At 62.2% G+C, this 19,963-nt stretch carries 20 protein-coding genes and 1 tRNA gene; 15 read left to right on the plus strand and 6 right to left on the minus strand.

Translation table 11 applies throughout. The annotated features are described in order from the left end of the window. Nucleotides 1-24 precede the first annotated feature (24 nt). Complete coding sequence (locus AC2FM3_RS06560) at nucleotides 25-495, minus strand: hypothetical protein (protein ID WP_496680070.1); 471 nt, start codon at nucleotides 493-495, stop codon at nucleotides 25-27. Nucleotides 496-576: 81 nt separating this feature from the next. Beyond that, nucleotides 577-753 carry a zinc-finger domain-containing protein gene (locus AC2FM3_RS06565; protein WP_005980050.1) on the minus strand — a complete coding sequence of 59 codons (177 nt, stop codon included), beginning with the start codon at nucleotides 751-753 and terminating at the stop codon, nucleotides 577-579. An 89-nt stretch (nucleotides 754-842) separates the two neighbouring features. Between AC2FM3_RS06565 and AC2FM3_RS06570 the strand changes: the two genes are divergently transcribed. From AC2FM3_RS06570 to AC2FM3_RS06595, 6 genes are all read left to right on the plus strand, one after another. Further along, on the plus strand, nucleotides 843-1,835 hold the full coding sequence (locus tag AC2FM3_RS06570; protein WP_496680072.1) for an ABC transporter ATP-binding protein: 993 nt from the start codon (nucleotides 843-845) through the stop codon (nucleotides 1,833-1,835). Nucleotides 1,836-2,139: 304 nt separating this feature from the next. Beyond that, complete coding sequence (locus AC2FM3_RS06575) at nucleotides 2,140-2,706, plus strand: hypothetical protein (protein ID WP_496680074.1); 567 nt, start codon at nucleotides 2,140-2,142, stop codon at nucleotides 2,704-2,706. 19 nt (nucleotides 2,707-2,725) lie between these two features. Beyond that, entirely contained in the window at nucleotides 2,726-3,184 is a 459-nt protein-coding gene (locus AC2FM3_RS06580; protein ID WP_496680076.1) for a hypothetical protein, read from the plus strand. Between the two features lie 283 nt (nucleotides 3,185-3,467). After that, nucleotides 3,468-6,422, plus strand: a complete 2,955-nt coding sequence (locus AC2FM3_RS06585; protein WP_496680078.1) for an error-prone DNA polymerase — start codon at nucleotides 3,468-3,470, stop codon at nucleotides 6,420-6,422. A 16-nt stretch (nucleotides 6,423-6,438) separates the two neighbouring features. Further along, nucleotides 6,439-6,852 carry a group III truncated hemoglobin gene (locus AC2FM3_RS06590; protein WP_496680080.1) on the plus strand — a complete coding sequence of 138 codons (414 nt, stop codon included), beginning with the start codon at nucleotides 6,439-6,441 and terminating at the stop codon, nucleotides 6,850-6,852. A gap of 115 nt (nucleotides 6,853-6,967) precedes the next feature. Then, entirely contained in the window at nucleotides 6,968-7,906 is a 939-nt protein-coding gene (locus AC2FM3_RS06595) for a DMT family transporter (RefSeq protein ID WP_496680082.1), read from the plus strand. An 8-nt stretch (nucleotides 7,907-7,914) separates the two neighbouring features. Here the strand turns inward: AC2FM3_RS06595 and AC2FM3_RS06600 are convergent, their stop codons facing one another. Together AC2FM3_RS06600 and AC2FM3_RS06605 are read right to left on the minus strand one after the other, a co-directional pair. Next, nucleotides 7,915-8,634 (minus strand): NYN domain-containing protein, encoded by a 720-nt coding sequence (locus AC2FM3_RS06600; protein WP_496680084.1) that lies wholly within the window; start codon nucleotides 8,632-8,634, stop codon nucleotides 7,915-7,917. Between the two features lie 89 nt (nucleotides 8,635-8,723). Beyond that, complete coding sequence (locus tag AC2FM3_RS06605) at nucleotides 8,724-9,836, minus strand: S-(hydroxymethyl)glutathione dehydrogenase/class III alcohol dehydrogenase (protein ID WP_496680086.1); 1,113 nt, start codon at nucleotides 9,834-9,836, stop codon at nucleotides 8,724-8,726. A 130-nt stretch (nucleotides 9,837-9,966) separates the two neighbouring features. Here AC2FM3_RS06605 and AC2FM3_RS06610 point away from each other — a divergent pair, with 130 nt between their 5' ends. Together AC2FM3_RS06610 and AC2FM3_RS06615 are read left to right on the plus strand one after the other, a co-directional pair. Beyond that, nucleotides 9,967-10,254: an I78 family peptidase inhibitor gene (locus AC2FM3_RS06610; protein WP_496680087.1), complete on the plus strand. Its 288-nt coding sequence runs from the start codon at nucleotides 9,967-9,969 to the stop codon at nucleotides 10,252-10,254. 66 nt (nucleotides 10,255-10,320) lie between these two features. Then, nucleotides 10,321-11,973, plus strand: a complete 1,653-nt coding sequence (locus AC2FM3_RS06615; protein ID WP_496680089.1) for a DUF6504 family protein — start codon at nucleotides 10,321-10,323, stop codon at nucleotides 11,971-11,973. 3 nt (nucleotides 11,974-11,976) lie between these two features. On the opposite strand, the gene AC2FM3_RS06620 is transcribed toward AC2FM3_RS06615, so the two are convergent. Further along, nucleotides 11,977-12,702 carry an SDR family NAD(P)-dependent oxidoreductase gene (locus tag AC2FM3_RS06620; RefSeq protein ID WP_496680091.1) on the minus strand — a complete coding sequence of 242 codons (726 nt, stop codon included), beginning with the start codon at nucleotides 12,700-12,702 and terminating at the stop codon, nucleotides 11,977-11,979. 239 nt (nucleotides 12,703-12,941) lie between these two features. Between AC2FM3_RS06620 and AC2FM3_RS06625 the strand changes: the two genes are divergently transcribed. The 7 genes from AC2FM3_RS06625 (at nucleotide 12,942) to AC2FM3_RS06655 (ending at nucleotide 19,299) form a co-directional block, all read left to right on the plus strand. After that, the gene (locus tag AC2FM3_RS06625) at nucleotides 12,942-14,276 is read left to right on the plus strand and encodes an NAD(P)/FAD-dependent oxidoreductase (protein WP_496680092.1); all 1,335 of its coding nucleotides are present in this window, start codon (nucleotides 12,942-12,944) and stop codon (nucleotides 14,274-14,276) included. Further along, nucleotides 14,227-14,763 (plus strand): hypothetical protein, encoded by a 537-nt coding sequence (locus tag AC2FM3_RS06630; protein WP_496680094.1) that lies wholly within the window; start codon nucleotides 14,227-14,229, stop codon nucleotides 14,761-14,763. The genes AC2FM3_RS06625 and AC2FM3_RS06630 overlap by 50 nt, the downstream gene beginning before the upstream one ends. Continuing rightward, nucleotides 14,763-15,986: an MFS transporter gene (locus AC2FM3_RS06635; RefSeq protein WP_496680095.1), complete on the plus strand. Its 1,224-nt coding sequence runs from the start codon at nucleotides 14,763-14,765 to the stop codon at nucleotides 15,984-15,986. Before AC2FM3_RS06630 ends, AC2FM3_RS06635 begins: the two co-directional genes overlap by 1 nt. Then, a complete protein-coding gene (locus tag AC2FM3_RS06640; RefSeq protein WP_496680096.1) occupies nucleotides 15,983-16,600 on the plus strand; it encodes a DUF3833 domain-containing protein in 618 nt (205 codons plus the stop codon). Before AC2FM3_RS06635 ends, AC2FM3_RS06640 begins: the two co-directional genes overlap by 4 nt. After that, nucleotides 16,597-17,130 (plus strand): DUF3833 family protein, encoded by a 534-nt coding sequence (locus tag AC2FM3_RS06645; protein ID WP_496680098.1) that lies wholly within the window; start codon nucleotides 16,597-16,599, stop codon nucleotides 17,128-17,130. Before AC2FM3_RS06640 ends, AC2FM3_RS06645 begins: the two co-directional genes overlap by 4 nt. Before the next feature lie 264 nt (nucleotides 17,131-17,394). Further along, complete coding sequence (locus AC2FM3_RS06650) at nucleotides 17,395-18,579, plus strand: site-specific integrase (protein WP_496680100.1); 1,185 nt, start codon at nucleotides 17,395-17,397, stop codon at nucleotides 18,577-18,579. 189 nt (nucleotides 18,580-18,768) lie between these two features. After that, nucleotides 18,769-19,299 carry a thermonuclease family protein gene (locus tag AC2FM3_RS06655; RefSeq protein ID WP_496680102.1) on the plus strand — a complete coding sequence of 177 codons (531 nt, stop codon included), beginning with the start codon at nucleotides 18,769-18,771 and terminating at the stop codon, nucleotides 19,297-19,299. Nucleotides 19,300-19,812: 513 nt separating this feature from the next. Here AC2FM3_RS06655 and AC2FM3_RS06660 read toward each other — a convergent pair. Beyond that, nucleotides 19,813-19,888 (minus strand) — tRNA-Lys (locus AC2FM3_RS06660). Nucleotides 19,889-19,963 lie beyond the last annotated feature (75 nt).

The raw sequence follows: 19,963 nt of genomic DNA on the forward strand, positions 1-19,963 counted from the left end.
CGGGTGACCAGTCAGGAACGCGCCCTAGCCGCCAAACAGACCGCTGAAAACATCCGAGAAACTGTTCAGCAGCGCCATGATGACCAGCGCGCCAAGGAACGCGAAAAACGCCATTGCGAAGAACTGGAACAGGATCGCGCCGGTTCCGATGACCACACCGGCAATGGCCGGGCGGCGTTTTTCGTGCCGCAGGATGCCGATGACCGAGACGACGATCGCCAACCCGCCCAGCATGGCGACACCGATCTGCAGAAAGTCATCCAGATCGCGGGTGGGTGCGATCGGCGCGGGCTGCTCCATCCCCGCGGCGGCCCGCAGGGTCGATTTACCCAACTCGGCGGCCAGTTCGCCCAGAGTCACGCCGGTGGATTGCTGCGGCGCGAATGGCCCTGCCCAGAACACGAACAGGGCTGCGAACAGGGCCAGTGCCGCAAGGCAAAAGCCAACCCATCCAAAAACCGGATTCCCGGAATCAGCAGCAGTCATATCGGTCATCATTCACACCCACGTTTGTCACACCAACGCACTGGATGAAAATCGCGGCGAGATTTGGGCGGACTGCGGTTGGGCGGGCAATCAGTGTTGCTGTGCGTCCTTCAGAACATATTTGCAATCGCAATAGGGGCACTCGACCCAGCCCTGATCTTCGGGGATCTGCAACCAGACGCGCGGATGGCCCAGCGCGCCCTCGCCGCCATCGCAGGCGACGCGGCTTGTCTCGACGATCTTGGTTTCCGGAGCTTCGATTGTCACGGCGTGCGATCCTTCACTGGTTGTCGGCCTCGCGGGCATGCATTAGGTGCGTTTATGAGCGATCAAGAAACCGGGGGCAAGAGCCAGCAATGACCGATGCAGCGATCAGCCTTCGCGGCCTGCGCAAAACCTATCGCGGCGGCAAGGGCCAACCCGAGAAACACGCGCTGAAGGGCATTGACCTGGATATCCCGCGCGGGTCGGTCTTTGGCCTGCTGGGGCCGAACGGCGCAGGCAAATCGACCCTGATCAACATTCTCGCAGGGCTGGTGATCAAGACCGCCGGCCAGGTTACGATCTGGGGCTATGACCAGGACCGCAACCCGCGCCAGGCCCGTGCGGCCATCGGGGTGATGCCGCAGGAGCTGAACCTCGACCCGTTCTTCACCCCCCGCGGCGCGCTCGAGGTGCAGGCGGGACTTTACGGCGTTCCCAAATCGCAGCGGCGCAGCGACGAGATCCTCGAACTGGTCGGCCTCAGCGACAAGGCCGAGGCCTATGCCCGCACGCTGTCGGGCGGGATGCGGCGGCGGCTGCTGCTGGCCAAGGCGCTGGTGCACCACCCGAAAATCCTGGTGCTGGACGAACCCACCGCCGGCGTGGACATTGAACTGCGCCAGATGCTGTGGGCCAATGTGCGCAAGCTGAACCAGCAGGGCATGACCATCATCCTGACCACCCACTACCTGGAAGAAGCGCAGGAGATGTGCGACGAGATCGCCATCATCAACCACGGGGAAAAGGTCGCGCAGGACAGCACCGCCAACCTGCTGGGCCGCATGGACGGCCGCACCATGGTCATCACCCCCGAGGCCCCCGTGACCGCCCTGCCCGCCGCCCCCGGCGTTCAGGCCAGCCTGCGCGACGACGGCAGCCTCGCGCTGCACTACCGCAGCCCGGAAACCAGCGCCGAGCAGGTGCTCGAGGCGGTCCGTCTGGCCGGCATCCGCATCCGCGACGTGCGCACCGAGGAGGCCGATCTCGAGGACGTGTTCCTGGCCCTGACCTCCGCGCGCGCTGACGATGCCCCGGCCGATGATCAGAACCAGCCGCGCCGAGGCCTGCACCGGGTCAAGCTGTGACTAGGCACCGTGCCACTTCGGTCTGGGCAGATGAGGTTTTTTGCAGAACAACCAAGACCACTCGCCACGCCGCCCTTGCATAAGCGCATTGTGGACGAAGTTGTCTTTCGCTTCGTTCACCAGGCACAACTGTTTTGCGGAAACATGGGCGAAGCACGGTGTTGGCCAGGTAACGCAAACCAGGGGCAGGTCATTTTGCCAGCCAGCGAGAGTTTGACATACCTCAATGACGGAAGCCGGAGGAACCCTATCCTGAGAAAGCTACTCGAATTGAATTTTCTGAAAGGTAGGAGTTTGCCCATTGATGACCCTAGCAAGAGTATCTCGACCTGCATTTTTCCTGCTTTCGCTCATTTGTTTTTCGACTGTCGCGTGGGCCGATCCGGCTACCCGCAAGAGCGAAAAAGTTGAACGATTCGGGTATTGGTATGTGGTGAAGAAGCCTGCGACATTTGTCATAGCCCAAACTGGACAGAAAGGGCGCTATACGCTCTGTAGCGCGGTGCTGTTTTCCAAAGATGGATCCTTAGAGTTCGAGGCGAAGAATGATCAGGCTTGGTCGTTCTACGCATCCAAAAAGGGATGGGATTATTCCTTCGGCAGGAAAAAGTTAACGTTGAAGTCCGGTTCGCGGGAAATTCGGATTCCTGAGGCACTTTATGGAGGCTCGATGATTTCCGGGATGAGCCACAACTTTCTTGCTGGCCGCCCGATCTCCATGGCCACGTTCCGCTCCTTCATCTCGCAGGGTAAGCCGATTTCTATTCATGATAACCGCGGCAGACTGCTTGTGACTTTTCCGAACGATGGAGATGATCTCTCAAAGGCGTTCAAACGGGCAATCGAATGCTCACTGTCGAACAAACCGTAGTCAGACCGGGAGCGAGGCCATGAGTTTTACTCTTTCGAAAATCGCAATCGTACTGACCCTCCTCGCCTGTTCCGTTTCAGCCACGCATGCAGAGGGGCAGTTTCTGGAAGGATGCCTCGCGCTAAAAGGCAATGAACAGCAGTTCAGAAAAACGACCGTAACGTGGCTTGCGCAGCAGAAAGGGGAAACAATAATCGCGTATGCATCAATAAATGTTGGGGGCAAGGCAGCAGTCTGTGGCTTACACGTGAACGAAGGGGTCGTGCCTCAGACAGACCTGAAGTTCATGCTCTCCAAGAGTGAGATAAAGGTCGGTCGACAGACATTGTTAAGAAATCTCACCTTTTTTAAGAATGCGTGTAATGGTGGCGGATGCAAACTTTGCGCGCCTTGCTTTATGACAACATTGAATTGGAAACCGGCTTACGCGCGGGCGAAACTGAGTTTACACGCAACTGAAAGCTTCGAAATCAAATAGTTACATTTCGACCACGGGGCGCAAGAACAGCCATATCTCTGTGGCGAGCTGAGCCCAGATTTCGCGCTGATCGGAAGGTAGATTTCCAAGCTGCAATCCAATCGGTTCACAAATGCAAAGATAGCTTTGAAGCCAGCCAAGGTGATGTTTGCTGCGAATGCACGACACGTCCGCTCAGGGCTCGAACCAAAACTTCACCGGACCTGAATCGACAACCCGTTTCCTGCGCAATGCAGACAAGGACTCGAAAAAGAACAAAACAAGAATATAATGACGACTCGCCATGTATGCCGAGCTGTCGATCACGTCGAACTTCACCTTCCTCACCGGGGCCTCGCACCCCGAGGAGTACATGGAGCGCGCCGTCACCCTGGGCCTGCCCGCCATCGCCATCGCCGATGACAACTCGGTGGCCGGCATCGTCCGCGCCCACACCCAGGCGCGCGAGATCGCCCGCAAGGTGCGTGAACGCCGCGCGTGGGAGGAGCGGAACACGCCCATCGGCCCGCCCTGCCCCAATCACATCCCGAAACCGCCCTCGTTCCCGGTGCATGCGGTGCCGCGCCTGATCCCGGCGGCACGGCTGATCTTTACCGATGCCCCGCCCGTCACCGCCCTGCCCATCAACCGGCAGGGCTGGGCCAACCTGTGCCGCCTCCTGTCCACCGGACGGCTGCGCGCGGCCAAGGGCGACTGCATCCTGCACCTGTCCGACCTGCTGGAGTTTTCCGACGGTCTGCACCTGCTGCTCTGGCCACAGGCGGGCCGTCCGACCGGCGGCGCGAGCGGATGGCGGACACAGGCGCAACAGCTGACGCGCCGCTTTGCCGGGCGTATGCACCTGCTGATGCATCCCCGCTATGACGGGGCGGATACGGCATTTTTCCAAGTGTTAGAGACTGAATCGCGCCATCTGGGCCTGCCCACCATCGCCAGCGCCGCGCCGATGATGCATCACGGGTCGCGCCGCCGGCTGGCCGATGTGCTGACCGCGATCCGGCTGCGCCGCAAGGTGGACGATCTGGGCCGCCACGCGCTGGCCAATGGCGAACAGCGCCTGCGGTCCGAGGCCGAGATGCTGCGCATCTTCAAGGGGCACGAAGGCGCCGTGGCCCGCGCGTATGCGCTCAGCCAGGAACTCACCTTCTCGCTGGACGAGCTGCGCTATGAATATCCCAGCGAGGTCAGCGGCACCGAAACCCCCGCCCAGCGCCTGCATCGGCTGGCGCATGAAGGGTTGAAATGGCGCTATCCCGCCGGCGCGCCCGAAAAGGTCAAGGCGATGCTGGCGCATGAACTGACCCTGATCGGCAAGCTGAAATACGAGCCCTACTTCCTGACCGTCCGCGACATCGTGCATTTTGCCCGCGGCCGCGGGATCCTGTGCCAGGGGCGCGGGTCGGCGGCCAATTCGGTGGTCTGCTATTGCCTGGGCGTCACCTCGGTCAGCCCCGAGATGGGCACCATGGTGTTTGAACGCTTCGTCTCCGAGGCGCGGGACGAGCCGCCCGACATCGACGTGGATTTCGAACATGAACGCCGCGAAGAGGTGATCCAGCACATCTATGAACGCTATGGCCGCCACCGCGCGGGGCTGTGCGCCACGGTGATCCACTATCGCGGCAAGCGCGCCATCCGCGAGGTGGGCCGCGCCATGGGCCTGACCGAGGACACGATTTCCGCCCTGTCCTCGCAGCTGTGGGGGTTCTTCTCGACCGCGGGTCTCGAGGCCGAGCGGATGCGCGAGATCGGCCTCGACCCAGAGGATCGCCGACTAAAACAGACTCTAACACTGGTACATCAGATCAACGGCTTCCCCCGCCACCTGTCCCAGCATGTAGGCGGGTTCATCATCACCGAGGGCCGTCTGGACGAGCTGGTGCCCATCGAAAACGCCACGATGGAGGACCGCACGGTCATCTGCTGGGACAAGGACGACATCGATTCCCTAGGCATCCTCAAGGTCGATGTCCTGAGCCTTGGCATGCTGACCTGTATCCGCAAGGCCTTTGACCTGATCGCCCAGCACCACCAGACCAGCTATACGCTCGCCACCCTGCCGCCCGAAGACCCGGCGGTCTATGACATGCTGTGCCGCGCGGATTCGGTGGGCGTGTTCCAGGTGGAATCACGAGCGCAGATGAACTTCCTGCCCCGGATGCGGCCGCGCAATTTCTATGACCTGGTGATCGAGGTCGCCATTATCCGCCCCGGCCCCATCCAGGGCGACATGGTGCATCCCTATATCCGCCGCCGCAACGGCGAGGAGGAGGTCAGCTTCCCCTCGGACGCACTGGGCGAGGTGCTGGGTAAGACGCTGGGCGTGCCGCTGTTTCAGGAGCAGGCGATGCAGATCGCCATCGTCGGCGCGGGCTTCACCCCCGAACAGGCCGACCGGCTGCGGCGGTCTCTGGCGACCTTCAAGAAGCATGGCAATGTCAGCGAATTCCGCACCCTGTTCCTGCGCGGGATGCAGCGCAACGGCTATGACGCCGAATTTGCCGAACGCTGCTTCTCGCAGATCGAGGGGTTCGGCTCCTACGGCTTCCCCGAAAGCCACGCGGCCAGCTTTGCGCTGCTGGTCTATGCCAGCGCCTGGATCAAGTGCCACCATCCGGGGATTTTCGCCTGCGCGCTGCTGAATTCGCAGCCGATGGGGTTCTATGCCCCCGCCCAGATCGTGCGCGATGCGCGCGAACATGGCGTGCAGGTGCGCCCGGTCTGCATCAATGCCAGCTTCTGGGACAACGTGATGGAGCCCGACGGCCATGGCGGGCTGGCCCTGCGGCTGGGCTTTCGCCAGATCAAGGGCCTAAGCGAGGAGGACGCCAGTTGGCTGACCGCCGCGCGCGGCAACGGCTACCACCAGGTCGACGACGTCTGGCGCCGCGCGGGCCTTGGCCCCTCGGTGATCGAGCGTCTGGCCGAGGCCGATGCCTTTGCCGCCTGCGGCCTGACCCGGCGCGAGGCTCTGTGGCAGGCCAAGGCGATCGCCACCGCCAGGCCCCTGCCACTGTTCGCGCAGGATCTGGAAGGTGAGGCGCTGGACGAGCCCGCCGCCCATCTGCCGCAGATGTCGCTGGGCGAACAGGTGGTCGAGGATTACGTCGCCACCCGCCTGAGCCTGCGGGCGCATCCGGTGGCCCTGCTGCGGCACCTGCTGACGCCGGGGCAGCGCGACAATTCCGCCCCTGCATCCGGGCCGGAAAACGCGGTATCGGCTCGGAACAGAGCCTGAATTGAAAGCCCCGACCATGTCCCGGCCCGTGCTACCCCCACGTTTTCCCGCCACGTCCGACCAGATCCGGGCGCAGGTCACCGCATTCTACGCCCGCGTCCGGCAGGACGCCCTGCTAGGCCCGATCTTCAACCGTTACGTCACCGACTGGCCCGCACATGAGGACCAGATCGCCGCTTTCTGGCGCAACGCCATCCTGTTCGAGCGCGTCTACAGCGGCAATCCGCAGCGCGTGCATGTCGAGCGTCCGGACGTGAAACCCGAGATGTTCGCACATTGGCTGGACCTGTTCGAAAAGGTCGCCCACGGCACCCTGCCCCCGGAAACGGCCACTCCTTGGGTGGCGCTGGCCCGCCGTATCAGGGCGGGAATGCAGGCCGGTGTCGCGGCCGCCCGCCAACCGGCCGGGGCACCGCCGATCTTGCGCTGAACGGCCGGTCCCGCAGGAATGTTAGCGGTAAAGTTTGGGCTATCCGACTCTGCCGATTGGGTTTAATCAGGCCTCAGACACCTACCACTGCATCCAACCGCCCGGGGCCAGCCATATGAGCAAACAGAACTCCACCGTTCAGGGACTTGGCTTTGCCTTTCTCGGTTTTGCCGTCTTTGCCACCCATGACGCGCTGATCAAGACGCTGGGCGGCACTTATTCGGTGCTGCAGATCATCTTTTTCGCCACGCTGTTTTCCTTTGTGCCGATGGCGGTCACGATTCTGGCGGACAAGGCCACTGGAAACTTCCTGCCTCGCCATCCATGGTTGGTCATGCTGCGCTCGGGGCTGATGGTCACGGGTATGTCCTGTGCCTTCTACGCCTTCTCAGTCCTGCCACTGGCCGAAGTCTACTCGCTGCTGTTTTCCTTTCCGCTGATCGTCACCGTCCTGTCGATCCCGATACTGGGCGAGGTCGTGCGCGCCCAACGCTGGGCCGCGGTGGGCGTGGGCCTGATCGGGGTGCTGATCGTCCTGCGCCCCGGCGCGACCGAAATCACCCTGGGCCACATTGCCGCCCTGACGGCTGCGTTCTGCAGCGCGTTCGCATCCGTGCTGGTGCGTAAGATCGGAAACGAGGAACGCTCGGCGGTGCTGATCCTGTATCCGATGCTGCTGGCGATCGTGGTCATGAGCCTGGCCCAACCAGCCGTCTATCAGCCGCCGTCCCTGCTTCATCTGGCCATGATGGCGCTGGTCGGCGTGTTTTCGGTGATCGCCCAGCACCTGATCATCCTGGCCTATCGCGCGGCGCCCGCTGGCGTGGTCGCCCCCAGCCAGTACAGCCAGATCATCTGGGCCACGATCTTTGGTATGGTTTTCTTTGGCGAACGCCCAGATGTCTGGGTCGCAGTCGGGGCCAGTATCATCATCGCGTCCGGAGTATTCGTTGTCTGGCGTGAGAGCCGGGCCAATGTATCGCCGAACAAACCGGTTCTGCGCGTGCGTTCGCCGCGTTCCGACACCGGCGCCTCGGCGCGGCCAGGGTCGTAGTGCGGCTTCTACTGATCTTTAAGCCTGATCTTCAGGCCGCCGTTTTCGCCTGTTTCCTCGAACTTCCCGGTGGCTCGTACCAAGTCGCTCAACCGCTTGAAGCCATAGGTTCGCGTGTCAAAATCCGGATAGTTCATGCTCAGCTGACTGCCCACCCAGCCAAGGCCCGCCCATCCGTCCGGTTCCTCGGATTTGAGCACGACATTCCGGATTAACTGGAATGCATGATTTATCTCTTTTTTGAGCTGAGCTGTCTTTGCCCTCTCGCCGCCATTCGTTTCTTCCTTTTTGATGTTCTCAATGCGAATGAAGCGGTTGCAGGCGTTTTTGAAGGCGCTGGGCGTCTTTTCCTCGCCGATCCCGAACACGCTCAAACCCTGCTCGCGGATGCGGCTGGCAAGCCGGGTGAAATCACTGTCCGAGGACACCAGCACGAACCCGTCGAAACGGCCCGAATGCAGAATGTCCATCGCGTCTATCACCATGGCGATGTCTCCGGCGTTCTTGCCGGTTGTGTTGGCGAATTGCTGGTGCGGTACGATGGCGTATTCCGCCAGTTTCTCGGCGCTCCAACCCTGCGGGATACCGCCGGAAAAATCGCCGTAGATCCGGCGCAGGCTCGCCTCTCCCAATGTGGCGACTTCTTCGAAAATTTCGGCGACGTGTTTAGCCGGGACGTTTTCGGCGTCGATCAGAACGGCCAGGCGTTCCGTTGCTTCAGTGGTCAATTTAGTCTCTCTATTCAGGTATTTATCAATGCTCTGAAGATAAGAGGCAAAAAGGGCGGTTTAAACCCCGCCCTTGCAATTTCCGATTGTCAGTAGATCACCACAGACCGGATGCTTTCGCCTTTGTGCATCAGGTCGAAGCCGGTGTTGATGTCGTCCAGACCCATGGTGTGGGTGATCATCGGGTCGATCTCGATCTTTCCTTCCATGTACCAGTCGACGATCTTGGGCACGTCCGTGCGCCCGCGTGCGCCGCCAAAGGCGGTGCCGCGCCACGACCGGCCGGTGACCAGCTGGAACGGACGGGTCGAGATCTCGGCCCCCGCAGGCGCCACGCCGATGATGATGGATTCGCCCCAGCCCTTGTGCGCCGATTCCAGCGCCGCGCGCATCACCTGCACGTTGCCGGTGGCGTCAAAGGTGTAGTCCGCACCGCCCTTGGTCAGGTTCACCAGATAGGGGACAAGATCGCCCTCGACCTCGGCGGGGTTGACGAAATCGGTCATGCCGAATTTCTCGGCCATCTCGCGCTTGGCGGGGTTCAGGTCGACGCCGACGATCTGGTCGGCCCCGGCGAGACGCAGACCCTGGATCACGTTCAAGCCGATGCCGCCCAGGCCGAACACGATGGCGCGGCTGCCGATTTCCACCTTGGCGGTGTTGATCACCGCGCCGATGCCGGTGGTCACGCCGCAGCCGATATAGCAGATCTTGTCGAACGGCGCGTCCTCGCGCACCTTGGCCAGCGCGATCTCGGGCAGAACCGTATGGTTCGAGAAGGTCGAGCAGCCCATGTAGTGCAGGATCGGATCCCCGTCCAGCGTCGAGAAACGCGAGGTGCCGTCGGGCATCAGGCCCTTGCCCTGCGTCTCGCGGATGGCCTGGCACAGGTTGGTCTTGGGGTGCAGGCAGTATTCACACTCGCGACATTCGGGAGTGTAGAGCGGGATCACGTGATCGCCCGGCTTCAGGCTGGTCACGCCCTCGCCGACCTCGACCACCACACCGGCACCTTCATGGCCCAGAATGGCCGGGAACAGCCCCTCGGGGTCGGCACCCGACAGGGTGAATTCATCGGTGTGGCAGATGCCGGTGGCCTTGATCTCGACCAGAACCTCACCGGCCTTGGGGCCTTCGAGGTTCACCTCCATCACTTCCAAGGGCTTGCCCGCCTGAAGGGCAACGGCGGCACGGGTTCGCATGTTGCTATGTCTCCCTGTCAATTTCGCACGACCCTGCGTCAATTGCAGGGTGTTTTCAACTGTGCTTTCATGGCAGGGTCTCCAAGCCATTGATATTTCAGAAACGACATTGCCGAAAAGAGGAGCGCCAATGCACCGGTTCATCCCGATCCTGATCCTGCTGACCGCCTGCGCCGAAACCGACCTGCCCGAGCCCGCCTCGCTGGAGGCCGAACCCGCCCCGGTGGATCTGGCCTTCTGCAAGGGAGAGCCATTTGCCGATTCCGTCGGGCAGCCGGTCTCGACCATTCAGGCCAGCCTGCCGGAACGAAGCCGCGTTCTGGGCCCCGACGACATCGCCACGCAGGATTACCGTATCGACCGGCTGAACGTCTATGTGAACGGAGCCGGGATCATCCAGCGCCTGACCTGCGGATAAGGGCGGACTCGACTCGGGGGACGGTTCTCGCTTAGAACGAAATGAGAACATTTTGATGTCTGCCCGATGCCCAAACGCCGAATACTCTCGCTGTGGTTTCCTCGTCTGGGGGCCGAACGGCTGATCCGCGCCGCGCGGGGCCTGCACTCCGGGCCGCTGGCGGTGGTGGCCGAACAGTCGAACATGCAGGTCATCACCTCGCTGAATACCGAGGCACAGGCCGCCGGGCTGCACGTGGGCCAGCCGGTGCGCGATGCGCATGCCATGTGCGCGGCCCTTGTCACCCGCCCCCGCAACGCCCCGGCCGAGGCTGCTTTTCTGACCGCGCTGCGCCGCTGGGCGGGCAAGTTCAGCCCCTGGGTCGCCGAAGAGGCCCCCGATGGCCTGATCGTCGATCTGTCGGGCTGCGCCCATCTGTTCGGCGGCGAAGAGGCGCTGCTGGACGTGATCGAGACCGACTGCGCCGACATGGGGCTGAGCGTGCAGATGGGTATCGCCGACACGCTGGGCGCAGCCTGGGCGCTGGCGCGCTATGCCGGGCAAGAGGCCACCTCGGACCGCAATGGCGACGCCATTTCCCAAGAGGCCCGCGCCACCCGCGCCCGGGCTGGCAAGCGGCGGCACTGGACCAAGGGCGGCGCCGCGCCGCAGGTGGTGGCCGTGGGCGGCGGGGCCCGGATCGCGCCACCGGGGCAGGCCTATGGCGCGCTCGCCCCCCTGCCCATCGCGGCGCTGCGGCTGGACGACCAGACCGTGGCGCAGCTGAACCGGCTGGGCCTGCGGCGGATCGGCGACCTGTTGGGCCAGCCGCGTGCCAGTTTGGCCCGCCGGTTCGGGCGCGGTCTGGTTCTGCGGCTGGATCAGGCGATGGGCAGCGCGCCCGAGCCGGTCTCGCCCGCGCGGCCCCCGCATCACTTTGCGGTGCGGATGACCCTGCCCAACCCGATCGGCCTGACCGAGGACGTGATGGCCGCCATCGACCGGATGCTGCCGACCCTGTGCGCGCGGCTGGAGGAAAAGGCGCGCGGGGCGCGGACCCTGCGGCTCGAGGCGCACCGCACCGATCAGGCGGCCGAGATCGTCGAGATCGGGCTGGCCCGCCCGAGCCATGACAAACACCGCATTCGCCCTTTGTTAGAGATGAAAATCGATCAGATCGACGCAGGCTATGGCATCGACATGCTGCGCCTTGCGGCGGTGCAGACCGAGCCGGTGCATGCCCGCACCCTGACCGGCCATGCCGAGGCCAGCCGCGCCGTCCGCAACCGGCTGGAGGGGAACACCGCGCTGGACGATCTGATCGGCAAACTGGGCGCGCGGGTGGGGCTCGAGGCGATCACGCGGCAACACCCGGCGGCCTCGCACATCCCCGAGAAAACCGCGCAGACGCTGGCGGCGGCCTGGTCGGAACCGGCGCGCGACTGGCCCGCCCCGCCGCGCCCGCGCCCCCTGCTGATGTGGAGGCCCGAGCCGGTGATGGCCCCCGACCACCCGGATGTGCCCACCAGCTTCCGCTGGCGCGGGCGCGACTGGCAACTGGCGCAGGCCACCGGCCCGGAACGGATCGCGCCGGAATGGTGGCTGGATGACCCCAACTGGCGCAGCGGCGTGCGCGATTACTGGGTGGTGGTGACCGAGCAGGGCGAGCGGCTATGGCTGTTCTACGGCCATGGCGGCACCATGTCGGCAGGCTGGTTCTGCCAAGGGCGCTTTGGTTAGAGTCTATTTTCCGCGATAGACCAGAAAATCCGGAAGGTAATCGATCAGCCGGATGACCCACGAGAACGGCGCCGGAAAGTCGGTACGGAAGCGCCGGCGCGCCATTGCGCGCAGCACGCGCTGCGCGGCGTCTTCGGGCTCCATCAGCATTGGCATCTTGAAGCTGTTCTTGTCGGTCAGCCGGGTCTTGATGAACCCCGGATTGACGATGCGCACCGTCACCCCGGTTCCGGCCAGGTCATGCCGCATCGTTTCGGCCAACGAGATCAGCGCCGCCTTGCTGGACCCGTACCCGATCGCCGCAGGCAGTCCGTGATAGCCCGCCAGCGACCCGATCAGAGTGATGTCCCCGCGCCCCGCCTGCACCATGGCCGGCACGGTTTCCCCCAGAACCCGCAGCGCGCCTGAATAGTTCACGTCGCTGATGGCCAGCGCGGCTTCGGTCTGCCAGTCCTGCGCGCGCATCGGCTCATAGGCCCCGGCGTTGTAGACCAGACCATCGACCGGGCCGATCTCGGCGACGGCGCGGCGCACCTGCGCCAGATCGGTCACGTCCAGCGGCACCGCGCGAGCATTGGGCAGCGCGGCGCAGATCTGCTCTAGCCGCTCGGCATTGCGCGCGGACAGCACAAGGTGTGCGCCCTGACCGCCCAAGGCCTCGGCGAGCGCCCTGCCCAGCCCTTCGCTGGCGCCTACGATCCAGTAGGTTTTTCGGTCAAAACTGCTCATGCCGGGCGGTTCGCATATGCCGAAGCGTGAACAGCCGCGGTTTTGGGTTGGGTTGTCTCGATCATAACATTGCTCATTACGCGGACGGGCGGGCCTCGGATCACCAACAACCGCGATTGATGCAATCCTGACGCACTGCCCACCGATCAGCGGGAATCAGGGAAAAACATGGCGCGGATTTGATCCGCTCCGGCCTACCCTGCGTATCCTATTGTAAAATGTCGCATAAAGAGGATGGCATGTTCGACGAAACCCGGGGCGTACGGAAAAAAATCGCAATTGTAGGCGCAGGCATCTCAGGATTATCAGCGGCTTATTACCTGTCAGAAAGTCACGACGTCACCCTATATGAGGCCGAACCCCGTCTGGGCGGACACGCGCGCACTGTGATGGCAGGCCGCAACGGCGACCAACCGGTCGATACCGGGTTCATCGTATTCAACTATGCCACCTATCCCTATCTGACCAAGCTGTTCGGTGAACTGGACGTGCCGGTCATGAAAAGCGAGATGAGCTTTGGCGCAACCATCGACAATGGACGCATCGAATATGGCCTGAACAACCTGCGCACCATCACCGCGCAGAAGCGCAACCTCGTGCGGCCGTCCTATTACAAGATGATCGCCGACATCCTGCGCTTTGGCAAAGAAGCGCCCGAGGCCGCTCGGGATGATGACACTACGATTGGTGAACTGGTTGACCAGATGCGATTGGGCCACTGGTTCCGTAACAACTATCTGATGCCGATGTGCGGCGCGATCTGGTCCACTCCGGTGGAGTTCGTCGATCAGTTCCCGGCGCGGTCGCTGGTGCAGTTCTTCCGCAACCACGCCTTGCTGTCCAGCAAACGCGGCGCCCAGCACCAGTGGTGGACCGTCAAGGGTGGCAGCATCGAATATGTCCGGCGGCTCGAATCCGCGTTGCGCGGCCGGGGTTGCGACATCCGCCTGGGCGCGCCGGTCTCGAGCGTCGAACGCGACGCCTTGGGCGTGACCGTTCAGACGCAGGGACGCTCGGATCAATATGACGAGATCATCCTGGCCACCCATTCCGACCAGTCGCTGGCCATTCTGGGCCAGAACGCCACCGCCGACGAGGCCGCGGCGCTGGGCGCGATCCGGTATCAGCCCAACCGCGCGGTGCTGCATTGCGATCCTAGCCAGATGCCGCGCCGCCGCGCCTGCTGGTCCAGCTGGACCTACCGCTCGCAGGCGGGGAAGGTGGGCGTGACCTACTGGATGAACCGGTTGCAGAACATCCCCGAAAGCGACCCCCTGTTCGTCACCCTGAACCCGTCCACCGACATCGCACCCGACAAGATCTATGACGAGGTGGAATTCGCCCATCCGGTGTTCGACAAGGCCGCGCTGAAGGCGCAGGGCCAGATCCGCGAGATGCAGGGCCGCAATCGGACCTGGTTCGCCGGCGCCTACAACCGGCATGGGTTCCACGAAGACGGAATCGCCAGCGCGATGCATGTGGTCGGGCTGTTGAACGGCGATCCGCAAACCATCGGAGCTGAAAATGCGAGACCTGATCCAAGCGTCGCTGTCCCAGTTACGGCCAGCCCGTAACGCAGCGATCCTGAGCCTGGTTCTGCTGGCCCCTGCCGGGCTGGCGGCCACGCCCGTCACCAACGTGCTGCCCGATGCCGAACAGCGTGGCACCGCCACCTTCCGGTTCCTCGGCCTGCCGATCTATGATGCGCAGCTGTTCACCAAAGGCGGCGGTCCGCTGAACTGGTCGCAGGATTTCGGGCTGAAGCTGACCTATCGGAAATCGCTGAAGCAAAAGGCGCTGATCGACTCCACGCTGGACGAGATGGCCCGGCAAGGCAACAGCGCCCCGATCGAGGCGCAGCTGAAAACCTGCTATCAGGCGGTCGGTGCCGGTGACAGCTATGTAGCTGTCACCAAAGGCCCCGACGCGATCGAGTTCTGGCGCAACGGGCGCAAGACCTGCACCCTGTCCCATCCGGGGATCAAGCGCAGTTTCATGTCGATCTTCCTGGGCAACAACACCCGGTCCGCCGCCTTTACGCGACAGCTGCGGGGTCAGTGATGCTGTATCCGCGTGTCAGCCTCTATGCGCTGATGCTTGCTGCGGCGGGTATCCCGCTCTACATCCACCTGCCGCGTTTCGCAGCGGTGAACCTCGGGATCGGCCTGGGCGTGATCGGCACGGTTCTGCTGCTGATCCGGCTGGTGGATCTGGTGCAAGACCCGCTGATCGGCTGGGCCATTGACCGCTGGCCCGGCGCACAGATGGGTTTTGCCGTCTTGGCCGCAGGGGGTCTGGCGGTCGGTTTTCCACTGTTGTTCTCACTGCCGCAGGGGGCGAGCGTCGGAGCCCTCGTGGCGATCCTGATCCTGCTGTTTTCCGCCTACAGCCTGGGCACCATCCTGCTTTATGGTCGCAGCGCGACGCTGGCCAAACAGGCCACGCCGCGCGATTTGATGACCCTCGCCGCCTTTCGTGAAGGCGGGCAACTGGCCGGCGTGGTCCTGGCCGCCAGTGCTCCGGCGCTGTTCGTGGCCCTGGGCGCGGGCGCGCAGGGCTACCCGGCCTTCGGGCTGTTTCTAGGCGGGCTGGCAGTGGCCACGATGGTGCTGACATTGCCGATCTGGCGGCGCGCGCCCATCACCGGGCAGGGGCTTTCGTTCGACGGGCTGGGTCAGGCCGGGGCCCTGCGTCTGCTGGCGCTGGCGCTGGTCAACAGCCTGCCGGTTGCGATCACCTCGACCCTGTTCCTGTTCTTCGTCGAGGACCGGCTACAATTGCCGGGCAAGGCCGGGCCACTGCTGATCCTGTTCTTCCTCAGCGCCGGGGCCACAGTGCCGCTCTGGGCGCGGCTCAGCAACCGGATTGGCCCGAAACAGACTCTGATCATTGCGATGCCGCTGGCCATTCTGGGCTTTGTCGGCGCGGCCATGCTGGCGCCCGGCAACCTGGTCGGGTTCGCGGTGATCTGCCTGGCGTCGGGGGCGGCGCTGGGGGCGGACATGGTGGTTCTGCCGGCCATGTTCTCGGTGGTGCTGACACGCGCGGGGCTGAATGCCTCGGCCGCATTCGGCATCTGGTCTTTCGCCGGCAAACTGGGGCTGGCTCTGGCCGCATTCTTCACCCTTCCGCTGCTGGAACGCAGCGGCTTTGTGCCCGGTCAGGCGAATTCGGCGCAGGCGTTGGAAACGCTCAACCTCGCCTATGCCGTGCTGCCCTGCATCCTGAAACTCGGCGCGTTCGGAATGGTCCTGACGCTGCCTACAGAGGTACCCGCAAAATGACATTTCTCCTGATTGCCTCACTGGCCGTATTGGCCCTGATCACGGTCAAAGCCCGCCTTCTCAGCTTTCGCTCGCAATCGCCGTCGGACTATGCCGGAACCGGCCCCGATTTCTCGTTGAAGGACAATCTGAACGGGGAAATCCTGTCCGAAGGGCTGATCTATGGCCCGACTGGCAAGATGTCGAACAGCTTCGTGGCGCGGATGATCGGGGAATGGAACGGCAGTTCCGGCACTCTGACCGAGTATTTCACCTATTCGAACGGTAAGCAGATGAACCGAAAATGGTACCTGACCATGGGCGCAGGCAACAGCTTTACCGCAACCGCCGACGACATCGTCGGCGAAGGCCGCGGCGTGATCTCGGGCGCGACGGTCAGGCTGACCTATCGCATCGTTCTGCCCGAAGATGCCGGGGGCCATACCCTGGACGTCACCGACTGGATGTACCTGACCGAGAGCGGCGCGATCATGAACCGCTCGGAGATGCGCAAGTTCGGCCTGAAGGTGGCCGAGCTGGTCGCCACGATGCGCCCCGCCCCGCCAGAAAAGACGGCGCATGTGCCCGGCGCAAACGGTCATGACCGCACCGCCGACCCGAGGGCCCTGCAATGACCCGTCTCATCAAACGACTGGCGTTCGCGTGCCTGCTGCTGACGGCGGCCTGCGCCTTCAAACCAAAAGTTCCGAGCACTTTTCTGTCGGACCGCCAGCTGAACCTCGAAGAGTTCTTTGAGGGCCACACCGTGGCCTATGGGCAGTTCCAGGACGTACTGGGCAACATCCCCCGTCGGTTCACGGTCGACATCAACGGGACATGGGACGGCAAGACGCTGACCTTGGTCGAAGATTTCGTCTATGACGACGGCGCCACTGAACAGCGCATCTGGACCCTGACCAAAACCGGCGAGGATACTTGGACCGGCACCGCGCCCGGCGTTCTGGGCACCGCGTCGGGAACCGAGCGCGGCGATACGTTCAACTGGAAATACCGCATCGACCTGCCGGTGAAAGACGGAACGATGCGCGTCGATTTCGATGACTGGATGTGGCTGCTGGACGATGACCGCCTGCTGAACCGCGCCTACGTGTCGCGCTTTGGCATCCGGCTGGGCGAAGTCGTGCTGTTCTTCGAAAAGAAGTAACCACGCCACGCGGCGTCCTGGTCAGTCTTAGGAAAAAGTGGTGAGCCGTGCAGGATTCGAACCTGCGACCCACTGATTAAAAGAACGGCCAGTGCGATTTCGCCGCATTTCGCCAGATTTCGCCACACTGACAAAAATCACGCAAAAACAAATAATTACATTCACCGTGACTGCGCCCTGACGCCATGACTAACGCCAGAATTCGCCGCCATTTGCTTCCGTATAGCTTCCGGAAGCAGGCCGGAAGCAAGGAGTGTTCTGGATATGTTCAAACTGACCAAGCGTGCCGTCGAAGGGCTTACCGTTTCAGATGAAGAATACTTCGTCTGGGACCGGGACATGCGCGGCTTCGGATTGCGGGTCTATCCTTCCGGCAAGAAGACCTACCTGATCCAGTACCGGGCCGGACGCCGCACCCGACGCATCACCATCGGCCAGCATGGGGTCCTGACCGCCGACGAGGCCCGGACACGGGCCAAGCAGCTTTTGGGCGACGTAGCGCGCGGCTCCGACCCATCCGCCGAGAGACAGGCCAAGCGCCGCGCACCGACCGTGGCGGGGCTCTGCGACCGTTTTCTGGAAGAATATGTCGAGCAGCATTGCAAGCCGACCACCGCCCGCGATTATCACAGCATCATCCGTCGCTTCATCCGGCCCCGGCTTGGCCCGTTGCCCATTGCGGAAGTGACCCGCGCTGATGTGGTTGCGTTTCACCATGCCTTGCGCGAAACCCCGTATCAGGCCAACCGGGCGGCGGCGATGTTGTCCAAGCTGTTCAACCTGGCCGAAGACTGGGGGTTGCGGCAGCCGGGATCGAACCCGGCCCGCCGCATCAAGAAGTATCGCGAAGAAGAAAAGAAACGCTACCTGTCAGACGAAGAACAGGTACGGCTTGGCGAGGTGCTGGCAGAGGCGCTGGAAGCGGGCACAGAGTCCGTTTACGTGGTTTCAGCACTCCTGCTGCTAATCTACACCGGATGCCGCCTCAGCGAGATTCTGACGCTGCGCTGGGACTATGTGACCACGCACCATCTGGAACTGCCCGACAGCAAGACCGGGCGGCGGCGCATCCCGTTGCCTCGCGAAGCCTATGACATTCTGATGGAGTTGCCCCGGCAACCGGGAAACCCCTACGTAATTCTAGGCGAGTCGGAACATGGGCCGTTGAACAATCTGCAAAAGCCGTGGCGGCGTATACGTAAGGCGGCAGGGCTGGACGACGTGCGTATACACGATCTGCGGCACACCTATGCCTCGGTGGCGATGAAGGACGGGATCGACCCGTTCACCCTCAAGGAAATCATGGGGCACAAGAACCTGACCACGACCTTGCGCTATGCGCATCTGGCCGACGATGCGGTGCAGCGCGCGGCGGGATCGGTGGCAGCGCGTCTGGCGCGTGCCGTACATAAAGATCCACGTGCCGCACGCCTGCGGGTCGTTAGATAGAAACTAATACGTTACGTAGAACCCAATTCATTCGGCAATTCAGGCCGCCAGTTCCCTATGTATAGGATAGGTATGAACGGCTGACGGCCTTAAACTTGACGAAAGACCTTCAAAAGGTCGCCTTGTTTTTGTCGCTACAGATCATCAATATCGAGTGCATTGCATTATCTGGTCACTTGAAAGGGAACAATGTTCAAGGCGCTGCTTCGTATTTTCTTTCGACCTCCTTCAAAAAGTGCGCAAGTTTTTGACTTTTCGACGCGGAATTCCTCGCGACCGCGCATTCCCCCTAAGCGCTCAACTGGTGAGCACCAGCCCGTTAGAGTTCCGACAACAGAAACTTTAAAGGGCAAGTGTCACGTAATTGATGGCGACACTATTGTCATCAGCGGCACTAAGATCAGGATAGCGGGAATAGACGCCCCCGAACTTGATCACCCTTGGGGAAAGAAGGCCAAGTACGCAGTGATTGGGATGTGTAAAGGTAAGGTCGTTACGGCAGTAATCAGGGAAGAGGTTTCTTACGACCGTATCGTGGCGAATTGCTTTCTGCCGGACGGAACCGACATTGCAGCGGAACTCGTGCGACAAGGTCTGGCACTCGATTGGCCCAAATTCTCGGGCGGCAAGTATCGGCACCTTGAGCCGCCGGGGATCAGAAAAAAATTGTGGCGCGCCGCTGCCAGACAGCAAGGCCGCTTGAAGAGCTTTGATTCGTAAGGTCAACAATTTGCTTGCAGCTCGTTACACAAGCCGCGCCTATGCGTAGTAAAGTAATTACCTACACGCTGCGTAGGACTTAAATTGTTGGATGGCTAGGGCAGCTGGTTCCCTACGTATCGTTTAATTAGGAAGATTTGAGCACCCTGAAACCATAGCAAGGGCTTCTCTTGCTCGGCCAACAGCAGGACGCAATCGCATCAGGCCAATAAACTTTCGGCGGAGAAATCGGCGTGGCGGACGAAATAGACTTCGGCATGACCTTGCGGGATGAAGTTAACTCAGACTTGTCCGATGAACTGGTGGCACGCGTTCGGGACCTAATTGGCGCACAGCGAACGGAAACCCTGTTTCGAGATCGCCTCGTCCATACGCGGGAAATGTGACGGAGTTGCAACGGCTAATAGCGGTGAAAATGGCTGTTACGGTGCTTCCGTATTGCTTCCGGCAGATGAAGCGTACCGGCGCAAGAAAATCCTCACACCCACAAGTTATTGATTATATTGGAAAAAGTGGTGAGCCGTGCAGGATTCGAACCTGCGACCCACTGATTAAAAGTCAGTTGCTCTACCAACTGAGCTAACGGCCCACTCTTTTCATTGGATCGTTGTGATCCGTGGCGCTGTCTAAGGCATTTTCCCCACCGGGTACAAGACCTTTTTTG

It is taken from the genome of Ruegeria sp. BHSB172, from assembly GCF_059613165.1.